18 protein-coding genes are annotated in these 23,059 nt (G+C 41.1%); all 18 read left to right on the top strand.

What is annotated here, in order from left to right; genetic code table 11:
* The first annotated feature begins 28 nt into the window (after nt 1-28).
* Nucleotides 29-550, top strand: a complete 522-nt coding sequence (locus AAFM34_RS07370) for a type VI secretion system tube protein Hcp (protein ID WP_341661437.1) — start codon at nt 29-31, stop codon at nt 548-550.
* A gap of 19 nt (nt 551-569) precedes the next feature.
* Nucleotides 570-1,073, top strand: coding sequence for a type VI secretion system contractile sheath small subunit (gene tssB, locus AAFM34_RS07375; protein ID WP_114785776.1), 504 nt, complete (start codon nt 570-572; stop codon nt 1,071-1,073).
* Nucleotides 1,073-2,551: a type VI secretion system contractile sheath large subunit gene (tssC, locus tag AAFM34_RS07380; protein ID WP_341661440.1), complete on the top strand. Its 1,479-nt coding sequence runs from the start codon at nt 1,073-1,075 to the stop codon at nt 2,549-2,551. Before tssB ends, tssC begins: the two co-directional genes overlap by 1 nt.
* A gap of 60 nt (nt 2,552-2,611) precedes the next feature.
* On the top strand, nt 2,612-4,006 hold the full coding sequence (locus AAFM34_RS07385) for a type VI secretion system contractile sheath domain-containing protein (protein ID WP_341661442.1): 1,395 nt from the start codon (nt 2,612-2,614) through the stop codon (nt 4,004-4,006).
* Nucleotides 4,006-4,428, top strand: coding sequence for a type VI secretion system baseplate subunit TssE (gene tssE, locus AAFM34_RS07390; protein ID WP_341661444.1), 423 nt, complete (start codon nt 4,006-4,008; stop codon nt 4,426-4,428). Before AAFM34_RS07385 ends, tssE begins: the two co-directional genes overlap by 1 nt.
* Nucleotides 4,421-6,172, top strand: a complete 1,752-nt coding sequence (gene tssF / locus AAFM34_RS07395; RefSeq protein ID WP_341661446.1) for a type VI secretion system baseplate subunit TssF — start codon at nt 4,421-4,423, stop codon at nt 6,170-6,172. The genes tssE and tssF overlap by 8 nt, the downstream gene beginning before the upstream one ends.
* A gap of 18 nt (nt 6,173-6,190) precedes the next feature.
* On the top strand, nt 6,191-7,120 hold the full coding sequence (locus tag AAFM34_RS07400) for a type VI secretion system baseplate subunit TssG (RefSeq protein ID WP_341661448.1): 930 nt from the start codon (nt 6,191-6,193) through the stop codon (nt 7,118-7,120).
* A 61-nt stretch (nt 7,121-7,181) separates the two neighbouring features.
* The gene (gene tssH, locus AAFM34_RS07405) at nt 7,182-9,794 is read left to right on the top strand and encodes a type VI secretion system ATPase TssH (RefSeq protein ID WP_341661451.1); all 2,613 of its coding nucleotides are present in this window, start codon (nt 7,182-7,184) and stop codon (nt 9,792-9,794) included.
* A 20-nt stretch (nt 9,795-9,814) separates the two neighbouring features.
* Nucleotides 9,815-12,364 carry an MFS transporter gene (locus tag AAFM34_RS07410; RefSeq protein WP_341661453.1) on the top strand — a complete coding sequence of 850 codons (2,550 nt, stop codon included), beginning with the start codon at nt 9,815-9,817 and terminating at the stop codon, nt 12,362-12,364.
* Nucleotides 12,361-13,353, top strand: a complete 993-nt coding sequence (locus AAFM34_RS07415; RefSeq protein ID WP_341661455.1) for an ABC transporter substrate binding protein — start codon at nt 12,361-12,363, stop codon at nt 13,351-13,353. The genes AAFM34_RS07410 and AAFM34_RS07415 overlap by 4 nt, the downstream gene beginning before the upstream one ends.
* Nucleotides 13,350-14,072, top strand: a complete 723-nt coding sequence (locus AAFM34_RS07420) for a transporter substrate-binding domain-containing protein (protein WP_341661457.1) — start codon at nt 13,350-13,352, stop codon at nt 14,070-14,072. Before AAFM34_RS07415 ends, AAFM34_RS07420 begins: the two co-directional genes overlap by 4 nt.
* A 4-nt stretch (nt 14,073-14,076) precedes the next feature.
* Nucleotides 14,077-15,015: an FHA domain-containing protein gene (locus tag AAFM34_RS07425; RefSeq protein ID WP_341661459.1), complete on the top strand. Its 939-nt coding sequence runs from the start codon at nt 14,077-14,079 to the stop codon at nt 15,013-15,015.
* Nucleotides 15,015-15,497, top strand: coding sequence for a type VI secretion system lipoprotein TssJ (gene tssJ, locus AAFM34_RS07430; protein ID WP_341661461.1), 483 nt, complete (start codon nt 15,015-15,017; stop codon nt 15,495-15,497). Before AAFM34_RS07425 ends, tssJ begins: the two co-directional genes overlap by 1 nt.
* A gap of 20 nt (nt 15,498-15,517) precedes the next feature.
* Complete coding sequence (gene tssK, locus AAFM34_RS07435) at nt 15,518-16,849, top strand: type VI secretion system baseplate subunit TssK (protein WP_341661463.1); 1,332 nt, start codon at nt 15,518-15,520, stop codon at nt 16,847-16,849.
* Between the two features lie 5 nt (nt 16,850-16,854).
* Complete coding sequence (gene icmH / locus AAFM34_RS07440) at nt 16,855-18,060, top strand: type IVB secretion system protein IcmH/DotU (RefSeq protein ID WP_341661465.1); 1,206 nt, start codon at nt 16,855-16,857, stop codon at nt 18,058-18,060.
* A gap of 2 nt (nt 18,061-18,062) precedes the next feature.
* The gene (gene tssM, locus AAFM34_RS07445) at nt 18,063-21,446 is read left to right on the top strand and encodes a type VI secretion system membrane subunit TssM (RefSeq protein ID WP_341661467.1); all 3,384 of its coding nucleotides are present in this window, start codon (nt 18,063-18,065) and stop codon (nt 21,444-21,446) included.
* 1 nt (nt 21,447) lies between these two features.
* Nucleotides 21,448-22,188 (top strand): hypothetical protein, encoded by a 741-nt coding sequence (locus AAFM34_RS07450; RefSeq protein WP_341661469.1) that lies wholly within the window; start codon nt 21,448-21,450, stop codon nt 22,186-22,188.
* 130 nt (nt 22,189-22,318) lie between these two features.
* On the top strand, nt 22,319-23,059 hold a 741-nt coding region (locus AAFM34_RS07455; RefSeq protein WP_341661471.1), incomplete at its 3' end, for a glycerophosphodiester phosphodiesterase family protein.

The following is a 23,059-nucleotide window of genomic DNA, read 5'->3' on the forward strand; positions in this document are numbered from 1 at the left end:
TACATGCTAATTAGCAAAGGAGAACACAATGGCTTCTATTTTTATGAGAATTGATGGAACTACCCCAAAGGGCGCAGCGACAGTAGACAAAATCGGTGGTAAAGACGGGTTCTTCGCTATTGATTCTGTCACTTGGAATGCTGTACGCGGTGTGGGAATTGACGTCGGTAATGCCAATAACGCTGACCAAGGAATGGTTGCACTAGGTGAAATCAATGTTACTCGAGGGTGTGATGGTGCTACCCCTTATCTAACTACATTCCTTTACGCTCCTGGTCCAGAAGGGAAAGTCATTGAAATTGTCATGACTAAACCAAACCGAGAAGGCTCTGGTGCTGATCCTTATCTCATCCTTACTCTTCAGGCAGCACGTATGTCTAGCTACAACATGGTTGGCTCTGACGGCAGTCTACCAAATGAGTCTTTCTCTTTAACCTATACCCAAATTTCCAAAGCTTACTACATTGAAGCCGATGGCGGTAAGATTGAGAAAGGGCCAGAAGTTGGATTTGATGCAACAACAGCCAAAGTCACCTCAACTGCTAACTAACTAAGTAAGGAGGCCCACTGTGGCACTGAATTCCCAACACAAACGAGTAAGTAAAAACCGAGTTAGTATTACTTACGATGTGGAAACTAATGGCGCCGTAGAAACCAAAGAACTCCCATTTGTGGTTGGGGTAATTGGTGACTACTCAGGCCATAAGCAAGACAAAGAAGACGTTGAAGACCGTACTTTTTACAACGTTGATAAAGATAATTTTGATACTGTTATGAAACGTGTAGGACCAGAATTGTCCTTAAAAGTCGACAACGTCCTTGCTGATGATGATAGTCAGTTCGAAGCTGCACTGAAATTTAATTCCATGAAAGACTTTGAACCTGAAGCAATTGTAGAGCAGGTAGAGCCTCTTAAGAAGCTAGTTGAAACCCGAAACCAACTGAAAGTACTTCTTTCAAAAGCGGATCGCTCGCGGGATTTAGAGAAGCTGCTTAAAGAAGTCCTACAGAGTGCAGATACGATCAACGCGTTATCTGAAGAACTGGGTGTAAGTAAAGAAGGAGGCGAATAATGAGTACAGAAGCTGAAAATCAACCTCAAGCGGAAGCAGCCGAAGGCTCCCTGAGTTTTCTCGACCGAGCGATAGAAGCAACCACTCAGACCCCCGCCGACACAACTAAGGAGCTTTTTTCAGTTCTTGCTGAACAAGCGCTTTCAGGGACAGTAACATGGGATAAAAATGTTACTAAAACTATTGAAAATGCAATTTCAGAAATTGATAAACAACTCTCCAAGCAATTATCCGAGGTAATGCAGCAGAAGGACTTCCAAAAGCTTGAGGGGTCATGGCGAGGTCTACAGAAACTGGTAAAAGAAAGTGAACTCGGTAGAGACCTAAAAATAAAAATGGTTGATTTCACTCAGGAAGAGTTACTCGACCAATTTGAGGATGCACCTGCAATCGATCGCAGCCCATTATTTAATGCGGTTTATCAAGGTGAGTTTGGTACTGCTGGTGGAGAGCCCTACGGAACCTTCATTGGCGATTACGAATTCAGTGCTAAAGACGAGGATGTTGCTCTCCTTCGCTACATGGGTGAAGTTGCGGCTGCCTGTCATGCCCCCTTTGTTGCAGCAGCCAATGCACAAATGTTCGAATTTAACGACTTCACCACATTTGATGAAGGTAAACCCGTTGCTGCGGGTTTTGACTCCCCTGCTTATGCAGCATGGAATGCATTTCGCGAAAGTGACGACGCAAGGTATGTAACCCTTACTTTGCCTAGAACCTTGGCACGTTTACCTTATGGTAACAAAGGCCTTGGCACAGAGTTGTTCGACTACGAAGAGCTTGGCACTGATATGGATGGTAATCCAAATCCATCAAGCAACGACCAATTGGTTTGGTCTAACGCTGCCTATGATCTCGGTTTAAAAATGACTCAGGCCTACACAGCGTCAGGTTGGTGTACATCAATACGAGGCTTGGACAATGGAGGGAAAGTCGAAAACCTTCCTAATCTAACCTACAAAACTGAAGCTGGAGATCTTGTACAACAATGCCCCACAGAGGTGAATCTTACTGACGAGAGAGAAAAAGAACTTAGTGATTTAGGTTTCTTGCCTCTCGTTCATTACAAGAACTCTAATTACGGCGTGTTTATTGGTGGTCAGACAGCACAAAAGCCTAAGACGTATACTGATCCGGATGCAACGGCAAACGCAGCAATTTCAGCGCGTCTTCCTTACATTATGGCCAGTAGCCGCATTGCGCATTACCTAAAAGTAATGGGGCGTGACAAACTTGGCTCAAATTTGGAAGCTCCGGACATTCAGCGAGAACTTCAACTTTGGATCGATCAGTACACCAATGCTGGCGCCATTGGTAATGAACAGCGAGCTAAAACTCCACTGTGTGAATCAAGAATAGAGGTGGTTGAACAACCTGGCCGCCCAGGTTCTTATTCTGCTGTCGCTCACCTTAGACCTTGGTTACAACTTGAAGAACTGACTACCTCAGTTCGTATGGTTGCCAAAATACCAGGCTAATCTAATCATAGGCCGGATAACCCCGGCCTTGTTTATATGTTTTTATAACTCAGGAATAATATGCAACTAGCTTTCAATCTTGATTGGCAAAAAAAGTTTTTGGAGATAGACAGTACAGACAGCGACTTTCTCAGAAAGGCGCTGTCTGTACTGTTTGAAATTCAACCTGATGCTTTAGATAACCAGTTTTCTCTAGTCGATTTCGTCGCCAAGATGATTTCTCTCTTAGACAGGAAACTTTCGAGCCAAATGGACAAGATCATTCATCATGATGAGTTTAAAAGCTTGCATAGCAGTTGGTTGGGGGTACACGGGCTTGTAAGCTTGCCCATCAATAACCAAAGGGTGAAAGTCAAAGTCCTAGATATGCATTGGCACGAGGTCTCTTCTGATGTCAACCAAGCATACAATATCAAAGCGTCAAATTTGTTTAATAAAATAGGTAACAAGGAGCTTAACACCCTCGGTGGTCAGCCGTTTGGTTGCATATTGTTTACTCACCCTGTGTCAGTTGATATGGATTTCGACGCTGACTACGACGACCTCTTTACTGTTGAGCTACTGAGTAAACTCGGTGAGTCCACATTGTGCCCAATGATTTTTTCCCCTAATAAAAATTTTTTTGTAGAGTCCGGAGCGGACTGGCTCTCTGACATCGACAGAATTGAAAAAATATTAGCTGGGCCAGATTTTCATGCATGGCAATCGCTTCGTAGTAAGCAAAGTTGTCGTTTTATAGGTTTCGCAATGCCTTTAATACGCATGAGATATCAATACAAAAATATGAAGGTAGGCTTCATATACAATGAGCTTGGTAGTGGACTTTGGGGTAATGCGGGGTTTGCGCTAATGTCGACAATAATGCGCGAATACCATAGGGTTAATTGGTTTGGTTTTCTAAAATCTCGCTGGAATGATAAATCTCAGGGAGCAGTCATTAATATCGATCAGCACGACTGTTTATTCATCAGAGAACCGCAAACCAATGTGGTTTTATTTGGTAAGATATCAACATTTTACGCCCAACACGGATTTATCCCTCTTACCAAAAGCCCATTGACAGACAAATACTTTTTCAACGGTAATAATTCCATCTGGCAAAGTGGAACATCAGATAATGATAAAGTACTGACCCAGATCCAAACTAGCTTGATGTCATGCCGCATCGCGCACTACCTAAAAGTACAGGTGCGGGAAATGCTGGGAAGTTTCAACACCGCTTCCGAATGTGAACGTTTTTTAACTCAATGGATTGAAAAATTTTCTAGTAATGTCACCTATGCAAACGAAGAAACACTAGCTAAATATCCGCTTAGTTTCGCGAAAATATCAGTATCCGAGTCTGACACTCAAGCGGGAAGCTTTATTTGCACACTTAGGATTGTACCTCAATATCAATACGACCACTTCACTGGCGAAGTAATATTGACCACAGAGCTTGATGAGGTTAGCTAATGGGATTTTGGAAAGCGTTTATTGATTCAAAAGGTTCCAGTCAAACCGAAGAAGTTGAAGATATAAAATATCACCTAACCAAGCTACTTGAGTCAGAATCTTCTTTGCTTAGTATCGACGATAGGTTTATCGAACTTCAGCGTTCAAATCTCAGGTTTGGAATTGAAGATGTTCAACTACTTAGTGCCAGTTTAGACCAAGCCCAACTAGCGATTCGCCTTGAAAGCTATATTCGCTATTTTGAACCACGCCTGTCTCAAGTGATGGTTGAACTGTTGGAGCGTAACGAGAGTGAAAACGCTTTGGTGTTTAATATTGTGGCTAAAGCCAATACGTCGAGGGGAGAACAAGAGCTTATCTTTGATTCTAAAATATCTCTCAATGATCTTACGACAATTATGACGGAAGATAGCTATGACTGATCCTTTAATGCGTTACTTTGAGCAAGAGCTAACGTTTGTAAGAAGAGCACTCGGGCAATTTGGCCACCAGCATTCAGAATATGCTGAACGTCTCAATATACATCAAGGACAAATTGAAGACCCGAGTCTTGCTAGGCTTCTTGATGGGGTTTCACTGTTAAATGCCACAGTCGAAAAACAATTGTCTGAACAATTGCCGCAAGTTGTCGAAGGCCTGCTAAATGTCATTTATCCTAGCTACACTCAAACCATACCTAGCGTTGCCTACATGCACTTGTCTGCCGAAGGTGATGCTCCAGAGTCAACCATTATTCCAAAGGGCTCACATTTTACTTCAGATGCTAAAGGTCGAACATGTCAATTTACGACTGTAGATACACTGGTTACAGCTCCATTTCAATTAGTTGATACCACAGCATCAAGTGCCCCTTTTAAATTTAATCGTCCACTCGGTACTGAACAGGCAACAGCAGTCATTCAGCTATCACTCTCAACAGGCGATCCTAGTATTCAATTCTCCCAGCTTAATCATCAGGACCTAGATCTGTTTGTACAAGGTTTTGAAAATAATGCCGACTCAATTGTTGAGCTTCTGTTGGGACAAACGAAAGCTGTATCAATTTCTGATGTGAGCTGTAATAAACATATCGTGATGCCAGCAGAAAAACTTAAAAGTAGAATTAGCGACTTAAATTTTTTATTCCTTCCCCAAAAAGGCAATCAATTCTCTGGCTTTCAACTAATCAGTGAGTTTTTCTTTTTCAAAGAAAAGCGTCAGTTTTTCCGCCTTAAAGATTTTGCAACGGCGGCTAAGAAATTTGATAGTTCAGAAATCAAGCTCAACCTGTTTATGCATGCAATTCCTGCTGAGTTCATGCGCTTATTTGACAACCATGTGTTTAAGCTTGATGTGATACCTGCGGTAAATTTGTTCGAGCAAACTGGAGAGCCTACCAGTTATGATCAAAGGTCTCTGACTATACCTGTCAATGCTGATGCACACAGTGATAGCGATATAGAAGTTGTTGAGGTAAAAGACGTATTTGAAATCACTCCTCAAGGAGAGAAGCCATTAATACCCTTGTTTCGTGATAGCTATCAATCTGACGACAATGCAGATTACTGGCAAAGCTCAAGAGATTTATCTGGACAATTTAGACTGGCAATTAGTCTCAAACCAACACATGAATTGGAATTTAGCAAGTTGTATGGCACTTACCTACTTTGTACTAATGGTAAACAAGCCTGTGGTATTGACGGCGAAATGGAATGCTCAGAAAGCATCGATATTCCGGGCACATTCAGCGCCATATATCCCCCCACCGCTCCAATTGAGCGCGAACAAAATTTGAATCTTCATTGGCAATTTGTTGGGCTGTTAAATGGTAACTTTTCGTCACTATTGCATGCAGATAACCCTACCGAAACCCTTAAACAGATGCTTCAGCTATGTAGCAGAGAACAACTGTCTGCCGAAGAAATACAGACTATACATAGCGTATCAGTAAAATCACAAGTATCAGCCATACGAATCATGGGAAAAAACGTATTTTCACCAGGTAGTGAGATCGAACTGACACTCGATACCCAGAGCGGCTTTCTCGCTTTTTGCGATGTGCTTAATCGATTTTTCCAGCAATTTTGTAGTTTTGATCGATATATACAGCTATCCGTCAGGGTTTATGGCAGAGATGGAGTCGTAAAGCAGTATCCAAAAATCCACGGGAGTCAGTTAGCCATGTAGCGGCTAACTGGAAAACTGATGTCATTGATAAAGGATCTAAGCCAATACCCACAACAATATGACTTCGCTCAAGCGATGAGATTACTCACGCATTGGATGAACCAAAGCCCAAATAGGATCAAGCTTGAATTAAAAGCAGAAGCCATGCCCACCGGCGATGCTAGTGAGATCCAATACTTTTCTTTAAAGAATAACCGGCTTAAGTTACGGCTTGCAAAACAAGCTTTATCGGGAGTCAAGGGAGTTATCCCTAACTACATCTATGAAGAACTGCTGTCCGCTTTACACAGAGATGAACATGCTTTAAAAGATTTCCTTGATGTGTTTAACCAAAGGTATTTTGAATTAGTCAGTCACTTAGAAACGGGCTCTTGGCTAGTTATTCAAAATGAAATTCAGCCCGAGAAAACTGCCTTACTGAACAATCTGGCTGCACTAAACCGAAAACATTCGAAGTATTTCCAATACTCTATCTTGCTCAGTCAAGGGCAAAGGAATTTGCGCACTCTTTCACAATTACTCAATGACTATTTTCCTTTTGAGATGAAGGTATCAACAAAAATAAACGAAAGACGCCAGCTTCCTAACGACTCCCTCACACGATTAGGTAAATACACACATTATAACAACCGAGTAGGTCATGGCTTTTTGCTTGGAAAAACATGCTTGACACATTTCAGTCATCTTTTGGTGTATATCACTCCTAAAACTGAAAGCGAACTCATCACCATACAATCCGATCCCCTACTTGCAAGAAACATGAAGGAGTTGATTCAGCATTATCTTGGCGATAATACCCCAATTTCGGTTTATCTAAATGTGAAGAGGGAATATTTAAATCGCCCCAGGCTTTCAAGTAACAGATACAACGCGGCGAAGTTAGGCGAAGTGGACTGCCTTGCGCCAGAGCGAAAACCTCAACAAATAGTAAGTATCCTTCTGAAGTGATTCACTTCAGGTAAAACAATCAGCTAGGTAATCACTGCCTTTGAGATGAAAGGAAAACGGTATGACGCAAGTTACACTAACAAATTTAGTCGCTAAGCTTTCACCCGAGCTAAAACAAGCACTAGAAGTTTCAGCTGGCGCAGCAATGAATCAAAATGTCCCTTCTATTGAGACTGAACATTGGATATTGCAGCTACTGTCCCAACAAGACCAACACCTAGCTAATCTTATTCAGTCCCAAAATTTATCCCAAGATAATATCATCAATGAGCTATCTTCGAAGATAGCTCGCTTTCCAAAAGGCAATGAGGGACAGCCAACGCTAAGTCAGGCACTGACCGAAATAGTAAAAGATGCTTGGATGATAGCATCCGTCAACTATGGCCATGGCGAAATCATTAGCCTTCACCTTATTCAAGCCATGTTGCAGCAGAATGTACTGGGCATGAATACACTTCAACTTGAAAGCCTACAAAATGTTTCTTTAGAAGCTCTGCAAGGGTTAATAAATAAAACCGCCGTCGCCAAAGCCAAAATCGGCGCTAACACTACGTCAAGTGGCGGCTCAGCCCCTACTGGTAATGATGCATTGAGTAAATACACCACGAATCTTACTCAACAAGCTATTGATGGAAATATTGATCCAATATCAGGCCGTAACAGTGAAGTTCGCAAAGCCATTGATATTCTGTGTCGAAAAAGACAAAACAACCCAATAATGGTAGGCGAACCCGGCGTTGGTAAAACGGCAGTTGTCGAAGGGTTGGCACTACGAATTGCAGCAAATGAAGTCCCTAGCGCCCTTCAAGGCGTTCAAATACATTCTCTAGACTTGGGGTTACTACAAGCTGGCGCTAGTGTGAAAGGTGAGTTTGAAAATCGCCTTAAAGACGTCATTAATGAAGTAAAAAATAGCGATACTCCTATTATCGTGTTCATCGATGAAGCTCACACCCTAATTGGAGCGGGTGGCGCTGCAGGCCAAAATGACGCTGCAAATTTGCTTAAGCCAGCCTTAGCTCGTGGTGAATTTAAGACAATCGCCGCGACTACTTGGGCTGAATACAAGAAATACTTTGAAAAAGATCCCGCACTAACTCGACGCTTCCAAGTCGTCTCTATTGAAGAGCCTAACGCGGAAGATGCCAAGCAAATGTTACGAGGAATTGCAGCATCGTTACAGAGCCATCATGGCGCCTTTATCACTGAATCAGCCATTGATGCATCCGTTCATTTGTCTATTCGCTACCTTCCCAGCCGTCAGCTCCCTGACAAAGCAATCAGCCTTTTAGATACTGCAAGTGCTCGTATCGCTTTAACACAAGGCGCAAAACCAGAAATCATTGAAGCGCTTGAGCAAACCATTCGCTACCAGAAGAATGAAAAATCTGCACTCGAAAAAGAAAATGCACTGTTTGCTACCTCTGAAGATGAGATTGAGCAATTAGCATCTCAAATTACCGATAATGAAAAGAAACTCAGTGACTACCAATCACGCTGGGAACAAGAAGTTGAACTTGTTGATGACATCAAGCAGCTACAGCAAGAAATCAGCGATGCACAAACCGGTGACCAAATCGATAAATCAAAGCAAGACAGACTGAATGATCTTATTGACAAACTTACTGCATTGCAGGGAGAAGAACCTCTAGTTAATGCAATGGTTGATGAGAATACTATCGCTCAAGTTATCGCCAATTGGACCGGAATTCCGGTCGGAAACATGATGAGTGACGAAATCGCTCGTTTATTATCACTTGAAGAGGAGCTAGATAAACGGGTAATTGGACAAAATGTCGCTAAACAAGAATTGGCCAAAGCAATTCGTATCTCACGCGCAGGATTAACCGATAACCGTAAACCGATCGGCGTATTCTTAATGTGTGGACCAAGTGGTGTTGGAAAAACAGAAACCGCAATGGCTCTTGCAGAGCAACTATATGGTGGAAATAACGACCTAACCATAATTAATATGACCGAGTTTAAGGAAGAGCATAAAATTTCAATGCTACTTGGGTCACCTGCAGGTTATGTCGGCTTTGGAGAAGGCGGTGTATTAACCGAAGCTATCCGTCGAAATCCATACTCTGTTCTTTTATTAGATGAAATGGAGAAAGCTCATCCAGGAGTTCACGACCTGTTCTATCAGATTTTTGATAAGGGACATATTAAAGACAGTGAAGGTCGTAATGTTGACTTTAAAAACACGATTATAATCATGACATCCAATGCCGCAGATCAAGCCATTTGTGATGCGTGTGCTAATAGCACTGAGCGCCTCAGTAATGAAGAGCTACTTGAGTCTATCCGCCCTGATTTACAGCACTATTTTAAGCCAGCATTTTTAGGTCGAACAACCATAGTTCCCTACTACCCCCTAAACGATGAGGAGCTGTCAAAAATTACTGAGATATCTCTCAATCGTATCAAGAAAAAGCTGGCTGAGCAGTATCAGGCTTCGTTTACATGGGACAAAGGTTTTGTTGATTATGTCGTTGCAAAAAATACCGACCCAACAACGGGAGGCCGGGCTGTTGAACAAATCATCAACCGTTCTTTAATGCCTAAGCTCGCAGAAGAATGTATCAACAGATTGAGCCAACAACAGCCTATATCCCAGGTATCTGTTGTAGCAGCAAATTCTGAAATGGGCTTCGAACTCACCATTCAATAAATATGGGGTTGAGCAGCAAGATGGACACTCAAAGCACTGATAATTCAAAACGATTTATCTCGCTAAGGTTTAAACTAATCTTAGCTATTGTTGCTGTCTTGCTGTTCTCTAATGGATTAAATACAACGCTAAATTATCTGAATTTTGAAAAGAGATTAACTCAAACCAGTGATTCAACGTATCAAGTTGTAGTTGACGAGACGGATAGTGATATCCGACAAGCTATAAGCCTTGGTTTGCCTTTAGCTTCAATTTCAAATATTCAGTCTCTCATTGAAAGACGATCTGAACTCGTTGACGGGATCAACAAAATTCAAGTGGTCGACAATGACGATGAGGTCATATTTACCACAGGAGTAGCTAAATTTGACACCGATCGGCTAATTACCACAGATATTATAAATACATTCAATGTTAAACAAGGAGAACTTAGGCTTTATTACTCTCCTCTATACCTAGAAAAAATCAAACAAGGTTTACTTGCGCAGCAAATTATTTACACCCTACTTTGGGTCTTAGTTACCTCGGTTCTGGGGTACGTAGTCGTTAACCTTTTACTGGATTTCCTTCTCAACAAAATTCAATCTGCTACTAATTTAACCAATGCTGGCGATCTGCCTGATAGGCAAGTCCTACATTCCATAAAAGAGCTCATTATTCTCAATAAAGCTCAATCCGGCTGGGAGCGAATTCGTGCTAAGTACTTCCCACTACTAATCATTATCTTGGCTATTCTTTTGACAATCGCCTCAAATGTTGGAAATTCTTATAATTCATTGGCTAGATTTTCCAGTGTTTACCAAGACCAGTTGGAGCAGAAATCAAACCTTATCGGCGATACCCTATCTAATATGATTAGTCGCCTAGTTGAAGAAGGCGTACCTCTGGATAAATTAACAGGCCTGGAGCAGGAATTTGCTTCTTATATTGGTCATCATCCTGAGCTGTTGTCTATTAGAATCGAGAAAAATGAGGAATCTATTTATCAATATCCGGATGTTTTTCCGAATTATGAAGATGCAAGTCTGCTATCCATCCCAATTGACAAGACTGGTATCATCCAACTTCAAATGATGGCAGACACCAATATTATCCCACAGCTGATTAAAGACAGCCTTATGGATATGTTGACAGTGCTGATTGCCTCAAGCCTATTTGTTATCGAAATCATCTTATTTGTTTGCAATGCTATGATAATTAAGCCGTGGAAGCAGATAAAGCAGCTAGTTACTATCGATGAAAACCAGCAAGAACCTCGCCTTGTACAAGTTCAATCCAACGACGAACTTGGCATCTTGTTGAAAAAACTTAACCAACTGGTTCAAAAAACATTCGATGACAAAGTATTTTCAAATAAAAACATCCAAGACTATCGTTTTGTTAGACTGCCAATGTTTATGCTAATTTTTGCCGAGGCCATGTCTTTGGCTTTTTTTCCTAATTTTGTCAGTAATATCCCAAGTAGTCTCAACTTGATACCACAAGATTTGGTCACGGGCGTTTCTATTTCGTTATTTATGCTTTGTTGGGCGTTATCCCTACCTTTCGCTGGACACTGGTCAGATAGAGTCGGTAGAAGAAAATCACTAATTGTCGGTGGTAGTATTATCGCGGTAGGACTTATTGCGACAGCAGTGAGTCCAAACTTAGAGTCTTTGTTATTCACGAGAATCTTTACAGCAATAGGTTATGGTATCGTTTTTATCTCTGCTCAGGGGTATATCACTGACACTACAACAGCCGAAAATCGAACCAAAGGAATGTCGACTTTCTCCTCAGCATTTTTCTCTGGTTCATTATGCGGGGCCGCAATTGGAGGCATTTTAGCCGATAAACTCGGCTATTCTATGACATTTGCTTTATCTTCAGTATTAGCTTTTATTGGAGTCGTACTGATTTTTAGCGCATTTGATCGCAGCAACACGAATTTCACTAGCCAGCCAGTAAAGCTTTCCGACTTTAACGTACTGCTCAAAAACAAGTATTTTACACTTGTCGCTTTCTTTAGCGCTATTCCTGCTAAGATTATTTTAACTGGCTTCCTTTATTATATTTGTCCTGTGTACCTACAGTCTCTTGGTGAGAGTAATGCTGTTTCAGGACGCATCATGATGACTTATGGTTTGGCTATCGTACTTATCGCTCCACTTTCAGCGATCCTAATAGACAAATGGAACAACAAAATGGCTTTCATTTTCACTGGAGGAATTTTATCGGCTGTGGCATTGATCAATATTACTGCTTTGCCAGGCACTCTCGGTCTACTTCTTATCGTCGTATTAGTTGGCATCGCTCACGGTATTAGTGTTTCCCCTCAAGTACCACTTGTGATTGAGCGGTTAGGCGAGTCAAATTTAGATAAAGGGAAAACCATTGGAATATTCCGTTTGATTGAGCGAATCGGAAATATATCAGGGCCTTTAATTGCGGGGCTATGTTTGAGCATTTTTAGCTTTGAAAGCACCATTATGCTTTTCGGTGTTGCGTTATTGATAAGCTCTACCTTTTTCTTGAGCTTGTACAACGTGTTTGTCCGCCGAGACAAGAAAGAAATGGAGGTAGTGAAATGAGAGTTTGGCTTATTGCTATACTGGCTATCCTGCCGTTTGAAGCACCAGCAAAGCCGTCTGAAGATGATAAGCATATTGTCATGGTACTTTGGAGAGGAATTACAGATGCTGAACGGGGGTTTATGGATTATCTCTCCGGTAAAGTTTCGGCGCACTATACTATTCTGGATGCCAAACGAGACAAAGAATTATTAGCTAACCACTTAAAAACGGTAGATAGGTTAAACCCAGATTTAATTTATACCTTCGGTACAACCATTACACTTGGACTGCTCGGGACTGAAAGTTACCCCAGTTCGTTTAGAAAAGAAAGTGATACCCCCGTTGTGTTTAGTATTGTTACCGACCCGGTCGGCTCAAAGATAGTCAGTTCACTTCAAGCTCAACATCGCAACTTCACAGGGGTCAGCCATATCGTACCCCACAATGTTCAACTTAAAGCAATCAGCCAACTAAAAGGACTTGAAACTATCGGCATTATTTTTAATCCTCTTGAGAACAACTCAGTGGTAACCGCAAGAAATATTCAAGCACTCTCTTCCGAGTTCGAAAAAGACGTATTCCTTTATCCTCTGAGAACAAGAGGCGACAAACCTGATTCAGATTCAATAGACAAAACTGTTGCCATGATGCAAGAGGATGGTATTCAATTGGCCTATCTGCCACCGGATTCGTACATTATTAGTAAAGGCCAAAATATCGTAGATAATCTGCATACGCATGGTATTGCTACATTTTCTGCCACAGAGTCGCCTATACGTAACAATGACGCTCTGTTCGGGATTGTTAGCCGTTACTACAATGCTGGCCAATTCGCAGGTTATAAAGCAGAGCAAATTCTTACTAACCAGTTCCCTGTGAGTGAAATTCCTATTGAGTCTTTAACTCAGTACTCTTACATTGTAAACGTTGGAGCCGCTCAAACCCTAGACTATTACCCCCCAGTTTCCATATTGAAAATCTCCGAATTAATTGGAGGAGCTGAATGATAAGAATCATGAGGTATTTTACTTGTATCATCCTACCTTTTTTCTGCATTGTGACTTTCACTTCTGTGTCAGCGCAGCCAGTATTCGGCCCTGCTCGGCTTCAACTTACTACTCAGAATTGGCCACCATATCAAGATTATGTAGACGGAGAGATGCAAGGTTTAGCACTCGACAAAGTAAAATGTGCACTCAATAAGATGGGGCAACCTTACCAAATTACGATGACCGCATGGTCAGATGCTCAATTGAGGGTACAAAGCGGCCTGCAACACGGATTTTTTATCGCAACACAAACGGCAGAACGAGATGAATATGCCACACTTTCATCAGCCATTGCCCAGCAAGAATTACGCTGGTATTTTGGTCCCGGCGTTAAACCAAAAATCAACGAACTTACCAAGGTCAACCTCAATTTTTCAGCAAAATTTGGTTCGAGTAAATGGTTTTGGCTTAAACGTAATGGATTTAGAGTGGTTAAGCAGCCCAGAGACGCCAAAGTTCTACTCAAGCTCTTAAAACAAAGAGAAATTGATGTTGTATTGGAAGACGAAAAAGTATTTCAACGCGAATTAAAGAGTGCAGAGCTACCTGCAAATTTCTTTCAATCTCAACTTAAAGACTCCAAACCTATGGGAGTCTACTTTTCTAACCATTTCCTAAAAAAATACACTGGGTTTTTAACAGCATTTAACTCAGCAATTATAAAGTGTGAGGGGTAAACAAGTGACGATTAGTATTCATTTGATCTCTGTACCCTCTGATGAAGTAGTCACTTCCAGAGTCATATACCTACCCGAAGCTGGAGGCGAGTTTGGTCGCTCAACTTCATGCGATATTGCCCTACCCGATCAAAGTAAACGTATATCTAGAGTTCATGGCAGCATTCGGCGCACAGATTTAGGATACAGCGTTAAAAGTACTGGTCAAAATGCAGCCTCGCTCAATGACAAAGTCATGGTAAGAGAAAAGGATTACCCACTTAACGACGGAGATATACTTAAAGTTGAGGGTTATACCATGCTGGTTTCTACTTTGGTATCAACGAAACCAGCCCAAGAGGAAGATGATGATAATCCGATGTTTACAGAACCCTTTTCATTGCAGATAGATAACGATGATACTGATTTTCTAGATGAAGCGCCCCCTTCCATATCGAATGAAAGCAAAGCTAGTTTTACACAAGAAGGTGTGCTGACCGATGACCCATTTGCAGCAGACCCCTTCGAAGACCTAGATGATGTTCTTATTTCTCAGCACATTGAAAAAGATGAACCCAGTTCTGAACAAGTTCATCAAACCAGCGATCCGGAATTGTTGCCAGCCAGCACCAAACCCGACACTCCGATAGAGACATCATTGGAGAAAATACTTTCAATAACAGAGAAGAACCAAAAATACTTGGCCAATCCAACTCTGCATCATGAGCTTTTGTTTAAAACGCTCGATCAAACGGTTGATCAGTTCTTGAATGATTTTTCACCAAGCCAATTGGAACGGCAGTTTGATGACTATATTTCAGGTGGGATTTTTACAAGTAAAGAGAAAAAGTATTGGAGAATCTATCGTAAACACTTTCAACATCGTCAGGAAAACGGTGACTTTAGACGTCAGTTCAAAGCCCTCTTCATGGAAAATATGCAAAAAAATAGAGAGGAAAAATAATGGCTAAGTGGTGTTTGGTATGGGCCTTGTTTATGCTGGGATGTTCATCCGATCCTGCGCCCGCAGTTACACAATACTCGTTAGCAATAAAGTCAGACAAATCAGCTAACCCCTCAGAGTCAAATTCGTCAAACCCTGTGGTGGTGAGGTTATATCAACTGACTGATGCTCAGATGTTTAAGCAGCAACCGTTTATTGATTTATATAGTAATGATGTTCAATTACTTAGTGCCAACCTAATATCCAAACAGATATTGCCTGTGGTTATACCTGATAATGATGTCAAACTCACTTTAGACATAAATAACCAAACTCAGTATGTGGCAATACTGGTTGAGTTTATCGATTATCAACACAGCCAGCCCAAAGCCGTCTCTGTGCTACCCAAGAGCTCTGATGGTTATTTGCAATTGAGTATTTCGGGCGATAAAGCCGAGTTAATCGTTATCACACCAGATTCACCTTGGTGGAAATTGTTTTAATCAGATTTGAGGGAAAATACGTGGACGCATTCAAAAAAGTAGTATGGCAAGAAGGCATGTTTATTGCCCCACAGCATTTTCAGCAACAAGATCGTTATGTCCAAAACTATGTTCGCCAAAACATTGAAACATTAGCTGGGTTTTCTCCGTTTTATGGTGTGACGGAACTCACTATTAACCATAGCTTGCTTAAAATTGGTAAACTCTCGATATCTTCTTCTGCTGGTATATTTCCAGACGGGACCCAATTTGAGTTAAAAGAAGAGATTGCACGAGATATTCCGCAAGGAACGATAGAAACCATTGCATATTTAGCTTTGCCCATTTCTCTGCAAGGTAACAACGACTATGGCAGTGATGAGTCCGAGCAAAGCAGATACGTGACACAATCTATCAATGTATTTGATACCTCGACATCAGAAAATGCCAGCGTTGAAATAGACGTTGCCCAATTAAATGTTTCGATAAAACTTGAAGGGGAAGATACCTCTGGTTTTACTTTGATTCCTATAGCCAAAGTGTTAGAAAGTATTGAGTCAGGAGAAGTTGTACTGGATCGCTCTTTTATACCAGCATGCCTTCATTATGGTGCCTCTGTATTATTAACTGAAAGAATGAAGGAGATTCATGCCCTTTCAGCAAATAGAGCCCAAAATCTCCTCAAACGGATTGAAGCAGGACAAGGACAAAAAAGTCCCCAGTCCATGATGCAGGACTATTTATGGCTGCAAACGTTAAATACTTGGCTCCCCTGGTTTGATCTGACCATTAATAATCCTAAGTTTCAAACTCACGAGTTATATCTAGAACTTAGAAAGTTCGAAGCCCAAATCATGGCTTTAACTCCTGCTATACCAGAGCCTTGTTATAGCCTCCAGTATCAAAAACTCTATGAGAGCTTCAACCCACTTTTTGCTAATCTAAGAAATATGTTGACTTTGGTCCAACAGGATTCTGTTGTCGAATTCAGTTGGGATTCCACCTTGTTCGAAAGACGCCGCTTACTGCGAACACTCATCAAAGACACCGCCAGTGTCGCAAATCGCCGATTTGTATTGGCAGTCAAATCTAACATCAGTAGCGCAGAGCTTAATGAACTGTTCCCCGTCGCGGCAAAGCTTGGCAATAATGCAAGGATTGTTGAGCTTGTTAGGAATAGCCTTTCGGGCATTGCCCTTTCTCCGTTACCAGTGGCTCCGAGTGAACTCAAACCAATGCAAGGGGTAGCTTATTTTGAGGTAGATACATCAGACCGAATGTGGCTAGAAATGTTGGAAAACCGTGATGCCATTGCTTTACATGTTGATACTCGCATCGGCGAATTAGACGTTATGCTATATGCATTGAGGTAACATCAATGGATTACTTAGACGAAGAAACCCTCGTATGGAATGCTGAGAAATCAGAATTTGCAGACAAAAGTAGTGAAGATAGTGCATCAAAATGGACGCCTGTTAACGATTCACAGAATAAGCATGGTTTGCTCGATCATTTCAATAAAGCGGAAAATCAGTTGCTCAATATCAGTAGCGAGTTATTAGCAATAACGCTTAAAATCTCAACCCTTCCTGAACCGCAAGACGTCACGACTCTGCGGCATCAACTTGCCAATAGCATTAATGAGATAAAGGCTCGAGGTTCAGAACTCACTTACCCTGTCGCAGTAATCGATAAATTGTGCTTTTTATATGCGGTCGTATTAGACGAACTTATCATATACAGCGAATGGGGTGAAAAACGTTGTTGGGAAAATAAAACTCTGCTTAGCGAGCTCTTCGGCATGCGTAATGGCGGTGAACTATTTTTTACCGTCGCAGAAAAAGCGATTCGACAACCTCACAAGTTGATTGATTTACTCGAAGTTATTTATATCTTTTTAAATATAGGCTTCAAAGGGCAATTCCGAGAAACAGGCAGCGAACAGATCAAAGGGTTTACCCATCAACTGGAACAAGCGATTGCTCAATATAGACCTAGTAACAATATCCACTGCCGAACACGAGTAAAACAACCCAAAACTCGCAAACCAACAAGGCGTAAACGCTATTTTCTAACCACATTATTTTTCGCCACATTAATCGCGTTAAGTATTGGACTCACACATTTTTGGTACAAAGAAACACTTCCTCCTAGATCTAGAGACTTTACGACACTACCCACCTTTAGTGACCGTTATATTCTATCTGGAGAGGTAAAAGACATCGTTTTTATAAGCCAAGATGACGACTTGGCTTCCCCTCCTCAAAAAGCCAGTAAGGTGGAGATGGTGGATACAGCACCTCCCCCGAGCATGAAAACGAGTAACACTGGCTGGCTAGTACAATTAGCAACCTTTTCTTCACAACAAAATGCAGATTCATTTATAAAAACTTTGTCACCATCAGCCTATTCACCAACTGTAGAGAAAGTTCGTTCTTACTATCGTGTCATTGTACGCAGTGATTCTCTTCGGCAGGCAGAACAAATAAAAGGTTGGTACTTAGAAAAAGACTCAATCAAAGCAATCGTTGTGCAGAGTAAAACCACAAGAAATAGCACTAAGAACACTTCAGAGGCTCTTTAGTAATGGCAGAACAAAATTCATCTCAATCACAAACTAACAGGCTCAGTAGTCTAGTTTGGACTTTCATTTTGGTCATCACTATTTTTGCTTTGGGTGGATTCTTAACATGGAAATTCGCCTACCCAATGCATACCATAGCAGGCATATTGTTAACTTTGCTCACAGCTTTAATTTTTGGTTTGCTTTGCTATTGGCTGTTATCAAAAAGACGGATACAGTCCAAAACTCCCAACCAAGAAAAATTGCTCATCAATAAGCGTTGTAAACTGCTAACCAAGCATTTCAAAGCAATGCTGAGCATCCAGAAACGAAAAAAACGCTTATCGAGCCGCTACGACCTGCCTTTCTACATTCTGCTCAGTGATGCTCCCATAAAAGACAAAAGTGTCATTACTCAAATGGGCTACGAGGCATACAAAGTAGACGATTTTGGAAATGATATTGAGTTTCCTATTTTATTTTGGTTGAGCGAACATTCAATTTTAATCTCTGTTAGTTTGGGAGACGACCAGCACCCAGATTATGTCAAAACACTATGCCAAAGCTTAAACAAATGGCGCTCCCGTCAGGCTGTTAATGGCATTATCTTAACTACCGACGTAAAAGAAATTTTAAAGTCTACCGAGATTGTTACGCAAAAAGCTGACCAAATTAAATCGCAAATAAAAAGCTTCAATCACATATTTGGTCTTAATCTACCCGTTTACAATATCATCACTCAAATGGGCCAAATTAATGACTTTTGCCAATTTTTCTCTGCATTTGATGAGACCAAAAGAAATGATGTATTTGGAGTTACCTCTCCAATCATGAAGCATGGGGGAATAGACGCAGATTGGTATAACACTGAGTACGATAGTCTGGTTACTCAACTGCTATCTAACATGAGTAATGCCTTAGCTTCACAACTCAACCAAGATTATCGCAATGCCATTTGTGCAGCGCCCTATCAGTTTGCCCTCCTAAAAGAGAACCTATGGGAGTTTCTCTATCGTTTATATCGCGGCGAACAATTACATGATGGTCTTAACTTTCGCGGTTTTTATTTTACCCATAGTGGTCAAGTCCAAAACCAACATGACGTTTTGGCGAATGTGGTCAATCAAGCGCTAGGGTATGAGCAATTTCAGCAGCACCAACAGATCCCAGTGCAACAAACTCTTTTCGCTCAATATCTAATGACCCACACTATTCTCAATGAACACGAGTTAGTCGGGGTTAATCGACGCAAAGAAAATCTATTGTTAACGATGCAAACAGCTTATACCCTCTTCTGGCTAAGTTTGTTTGCCTTTGTTCTTATCGACATAAAGCTCGACTTTGATTATCAGAGTAAACTGGAAGCAGAAGCGGATAGCATGCTAGAACGTTACAAAGAAGCAATATCTGCTCAACCATACAATATCGAAAATATGGCAGACAATATTCCCAATTTATATTCTCTCAATCGCATTTATGCCCTATATCGAGAACCCAAACCATGGTATAGCTTTTCGTTCATGCCAACATCAAGCATCGTCAATGATGTTGAATCGGCTTATTTTGATGAATTGCAACGAGTCCTTATTCCTTCGATGGAGAACACGCTCGAAAAGGATTTGTTTGTCTATGTGAACTTAGAAGATCAAGCAAAAACTTTGTCGCTACTTAATAATTACCGATTACTATTCAATACTGACCGTAGCAATATTGGTGCATTAAAAAGGTATTTTGTCACGACTTTGGAAGAGCAAGGTGAAGCGGACAGCGTTAATATTGCACAGCTTGAAATACTCCTTGATGATGTGTTCGACCAAGGGCTCGTCCCAATAAAGGCCAACCTAGGACTCGAACATTTGGCTAAAAAAGTCATCAGCCAAACCGGTGTTGAAACGCTACTTTATCAACATATCCTCAATTCAGAGACCTATTCAAATCGTATCGATATAAGACATGAGCTAGGAAGTAATTTCCAAAAACTGATGTCTTTCTCTCCAAACTATGCGGGTTATATGGTGCCTTACTTGTATACACCGTCAGGGTTTAATGAGCTCGATTTATCAATTAACTCACCGATTTTGGAAGAGGCGTTAAGAGCGTACGAGGGTGTGGCAGGTGCATCACCCAGTGCTTCTGAAATGTATCGTATTAGCCGAGATTTAAAACAAAGATATCAAAATGACTACATTAACTATTGGCGTGACTTTGTCTCTCAAATTCAAACTATAAATATCCGCAACGCTGATGACCTTAAACGAACCATGGCACTGCTTACCAATGCATCAAATAACCCTCTAGCTATGCTGTATAACACGGTGAGCAAATACACGTCGGTCGAATTGCCCAAAGCTCCCTCTAAAGATAAAAACACTCAGCCACAAGAGCAGGATATGGATAAAAAAGAATCCGCACGGCAAATACAACTAGCCTTTGAGCGATTCCACAATCAGGTTGCTGCTGATGAACAAGGTAATAAGCCCATTGATTCCTTGCTAGGTAAAGTTACTCAGGCAGAAATTTGGCTAGATAAATTTTACCAAGCAGAAGACCCTCAAAAAGTCGCCTATCAGGCCCTTACCGCATCCATAAAAACCAGCAACCCTATATCTGAACTTGCTCAACAAGAAGGCGCTCAACCATCAATATCACAGCAAATTTTGACCCAAGTAACACGACAGTCAAACGAGTTAGTAATGAGTCTTGCGCATGATTATTTGAACAATACCTGGAGAGCTGAGGTTTACCAGCCGTATAAAACAACTATTGCTGGCTATTATCCATTTAATAAGGCAGCTAGTTCAGATGCTAGCACCGCCGATGTTGCTGCTTTTTTTAAGTCTGATGGCACGCTAGAACAATATTACCAGTCTAAATTGAAGAATTTTTCCAATGACGAACGCTCTCCCTACCTCTATGGCTTGCTGCCAAATACAGGGTTTGCTTTGGACCCTTCAGTATGGCAGATGATTTCAAAAGCACGTGACATTCGCAATGCCCTATTCTTGGCCGATCCGCAAAACATGTCGCTCCAGTTTCAACTAAGGGCAAAAGAAATGAGTTCTGATGTGACGGAGTTTATTATCCAAGGCGAAAAGCCACTCTTTACATACCAGCATGGGCCTCGCCTTTGGACTAAACAAAGTTGGAGTGCGGCAGCTATCGAACAAGATTCTGTAGGTTTTCAAATCAAAGCACAAAAAAGTAACATTGCTTCTGAAAGTTTCCAAGGAAACTGGGCATGGTTTAAGTTTATTGAGCCAAGGGTTGCCTCAGCGACATCTCAAGAAACCGAAATAGCGATTAAGTATGGTGATAGCCAAGTCCAGTTAAGTATAAAAACTCAAGGGCAAAATAACCCATTTGTTCCCAATTTTTTCTCGGCTTTCTCACTGCCATCTAGTATTTAGCATGAACGTACACACTGGGTTTAGCGATAAAATAGCCACTGTTTTCAGAGTGCTGGGGATATCTCAGTACTCTTTACTTAAACAGCAAACCTATTTAGCAACTCACCCACATCATGGCTCATGTATAGTTAAGTTTGCCTCTACGGTCACAACTAAGCAACAGCTCAACATCGAAGCTGAATTTCTCCATAAGCATACTGACTGCTATTGGCCTAAATATATAGATTACGGCTCAAGCATGGGCGTAGATTGGTTAATCATAGAGTTTTTTGATTCCTTATGTGACAGTACATCGAACCTTAATATTGTCGAAAAGCAAAAAGTTACAAAGAGTGCAGAACAGGCATTACATACCCTTCATACCTATGGATATATACATGGGGATATCAAGCCCTCTAATCTTATTGTGACCTTATATAACGAGGTGAGACTAATCGATTTAGGGAGTATTGTTCCGATTGAGTCTGACTATAAGTTTTGTTCTCCATCGTCTTTAACGCCTAAATTTTGCGCTCTAAATCCATATCTACGAGTTGGATATGCATCGCCTCAACACGACTTTTTCTCACTGGCAGTATCGTTACAAACTATGTGGAAGGAGCACCCGTTTGGCGATCTATCCTTGCTAGATTTTGCTAAAACCAATGGCAAACCTGAAATAGATGACCTCTTTAGTCGCTATCAAATATTGATTTCCAAACAAATCAAACACGCCAAACTGTCAACTTATCCTCATCTTTAAAATGAAAACTCAGGCCAACACCTGATAAAACAATCAATAAAAGTTATTTACTCTTGAAAAGGCAGACTTTTTTGGGTCGTAGGTCGCCACTTGCTATTAAGGCCCATATTCTTTGTTCATAGAGTTAGATATGAAAAAATTTAAAATTTTATTGTTTATGCTGATGTTTAATCATCTAGGATTTGCCTTCTCAGAAACCTTACCTAATGAAACCTCTCCCACATTGCTAGATGATGGTAATGGCATAGTCAAAAACCGTAATCCACTGATTATTGCTCACCGGGGAGGCACCGCAGATGGCCCAGAAAATACCATCCCAACCATACGGTCATCGATACAGCGCGGCGCTCATATTATTTGGATAACGGTTCAATTATCAAAAGATGGTGTTCCTGTATTGTACAGGCCAAGTGATCTTTCGGTGCTAACAGAATTAACCAAACAGACCAAAGTATCTGAAATGACGGTTAAAGACCTAGCTACTTTAGATGCGGGCTACAGTTTTTTCGAAGGTCAAGCCTCTGACACAGAGAACTCATACAAGATACCAACACTAAAGGACGTTTTAGTTAAATTCCCACACACAGAGTTTTTTATCGATTTAAAATCTCCCGATGCTGAAGCTAAGCAATATATAGAGAGTGTGGCAGATGTTATTGAACAAACAGACTCTGTTGATCGCACAAGAATTTACTCTACATCTGAAGCATACATAGGCGCAACCAAGAAATATTCGTCCCTCAATGTGTTTAAAAGTCGAGCTGAGACAAGAGATATTTTATTTGGTAGTAAACTATCCAACCAGTGTAAGGCTACTGTACTGGTCAAGTCCAACAGGACACTTTTTTTAGAGAGTTTTCGAACTCTATTG

This window comes from Vibrio sp., assembly GCF_038138445.1.
Classification (GTDB): domain Bacteria; phylum Pseudomonadota; class Gammaproteobacteria; order Enterobacterales; family Vibrionaceae; genus Vibrio.

Excerpts from the sequence above, each read along its gene's own strand:
- AAFM34_RS07415 (WP_341661455.1), top strand. The coding sequence starts at position 12,361 with ATGAGAGTTTGGCTTATTGCTATACTGGCTATCCTGCCGTTTGAAGCA.
- tssM (WP_341661467.1), top strand. The coding sequence starts at position 18,063 with ATGGCAGAACAAAATTCATCTCAATCACAAACTAACAGGCTCAGTAGT.
- tssF (WP_341661446.1), top strand. The coding sequence starts at position 4,421 with ATGACTGATCCTTTAATGCGTTACTTTGAGCAAGAGCTAACGTTTGTA.
- AAFM34_RS07420 (WP_341661457.1), top strand. The coding sequence starts at position 13,350 with ATGATAAGAATCATGAGGTATTTTACTTGTATCATCCTACCTTTTTTC.
- AAFM34_RS07400 (WP_341661448.1), top strand. The coding sequence starts at position 6,191 with ATGTCATTGATAAAGGATCTAAGCCAATACCCACAACAATATGACTTC.
- tssE (WP_341661444.1), top strand. The coding sequence starts at position 4,006 with ATGGGATTTTGGAAAGCGTTTATTGATTCAAAAGGTTCCAGTCAAACC.
- icmH (WP_341661465.1), top strand. The coding sequence starts at position 16,855 with ATGGATTACTTAGACGAAGAAACCCTCGTATGGAATGCTGAGAAATCA.
- AAFM34_RS07450 (WP_341661469.1), top strand. The coding sequence starts at position 21,448 with ATGAACGTACACACTGGGTTTAGCGATAAAATAGCCACTGTTTTCAGA.
- tssJ (WP_341661461.1), top strand. The coding sequence starts at position 15,015 with ATGGCTAAGTGGTGTTTGGTATGGGCCTTGTTTATGCTGGGATGTTCA.
- tssH (WP_341661451.1), top strand. The coding sequence starts at position 7,182 with ATGACGCAAGTTACACTAACAAATTTAGTCGCTAAGCTTTCACCCGAG.
- AAFM34_RS07385 (WP_341661442.1), top strand. The coding sequence starts at position 2,612 with ATGCAACTAGCTTTCAATCTTGATTGGCAAAAAAAGTTTTTGGAGATA.
- AAFM34_RS07370 (WP_341661437.1), top strand. The coding sequence starts at position 29 with ATGGCTTCTATTTTTATGAGAATTGATGGAACTACCCCAAAGGGCGCA.
- AAFM34_RS07410 (WP_341661453.1), top strand. The coding sequence starts at position 9,815 with ATGGACACTCAAAGCACTGATAATTCAAAACGATTTATCTCGCTAAGG.
- tssC (WP_341661440.1), top strand. The coding sequence starts at position 1,073 with ATGAGTACAGAAGCTGAAAATCAACCTCAAGCGGAAGCAGCCGAAGGC.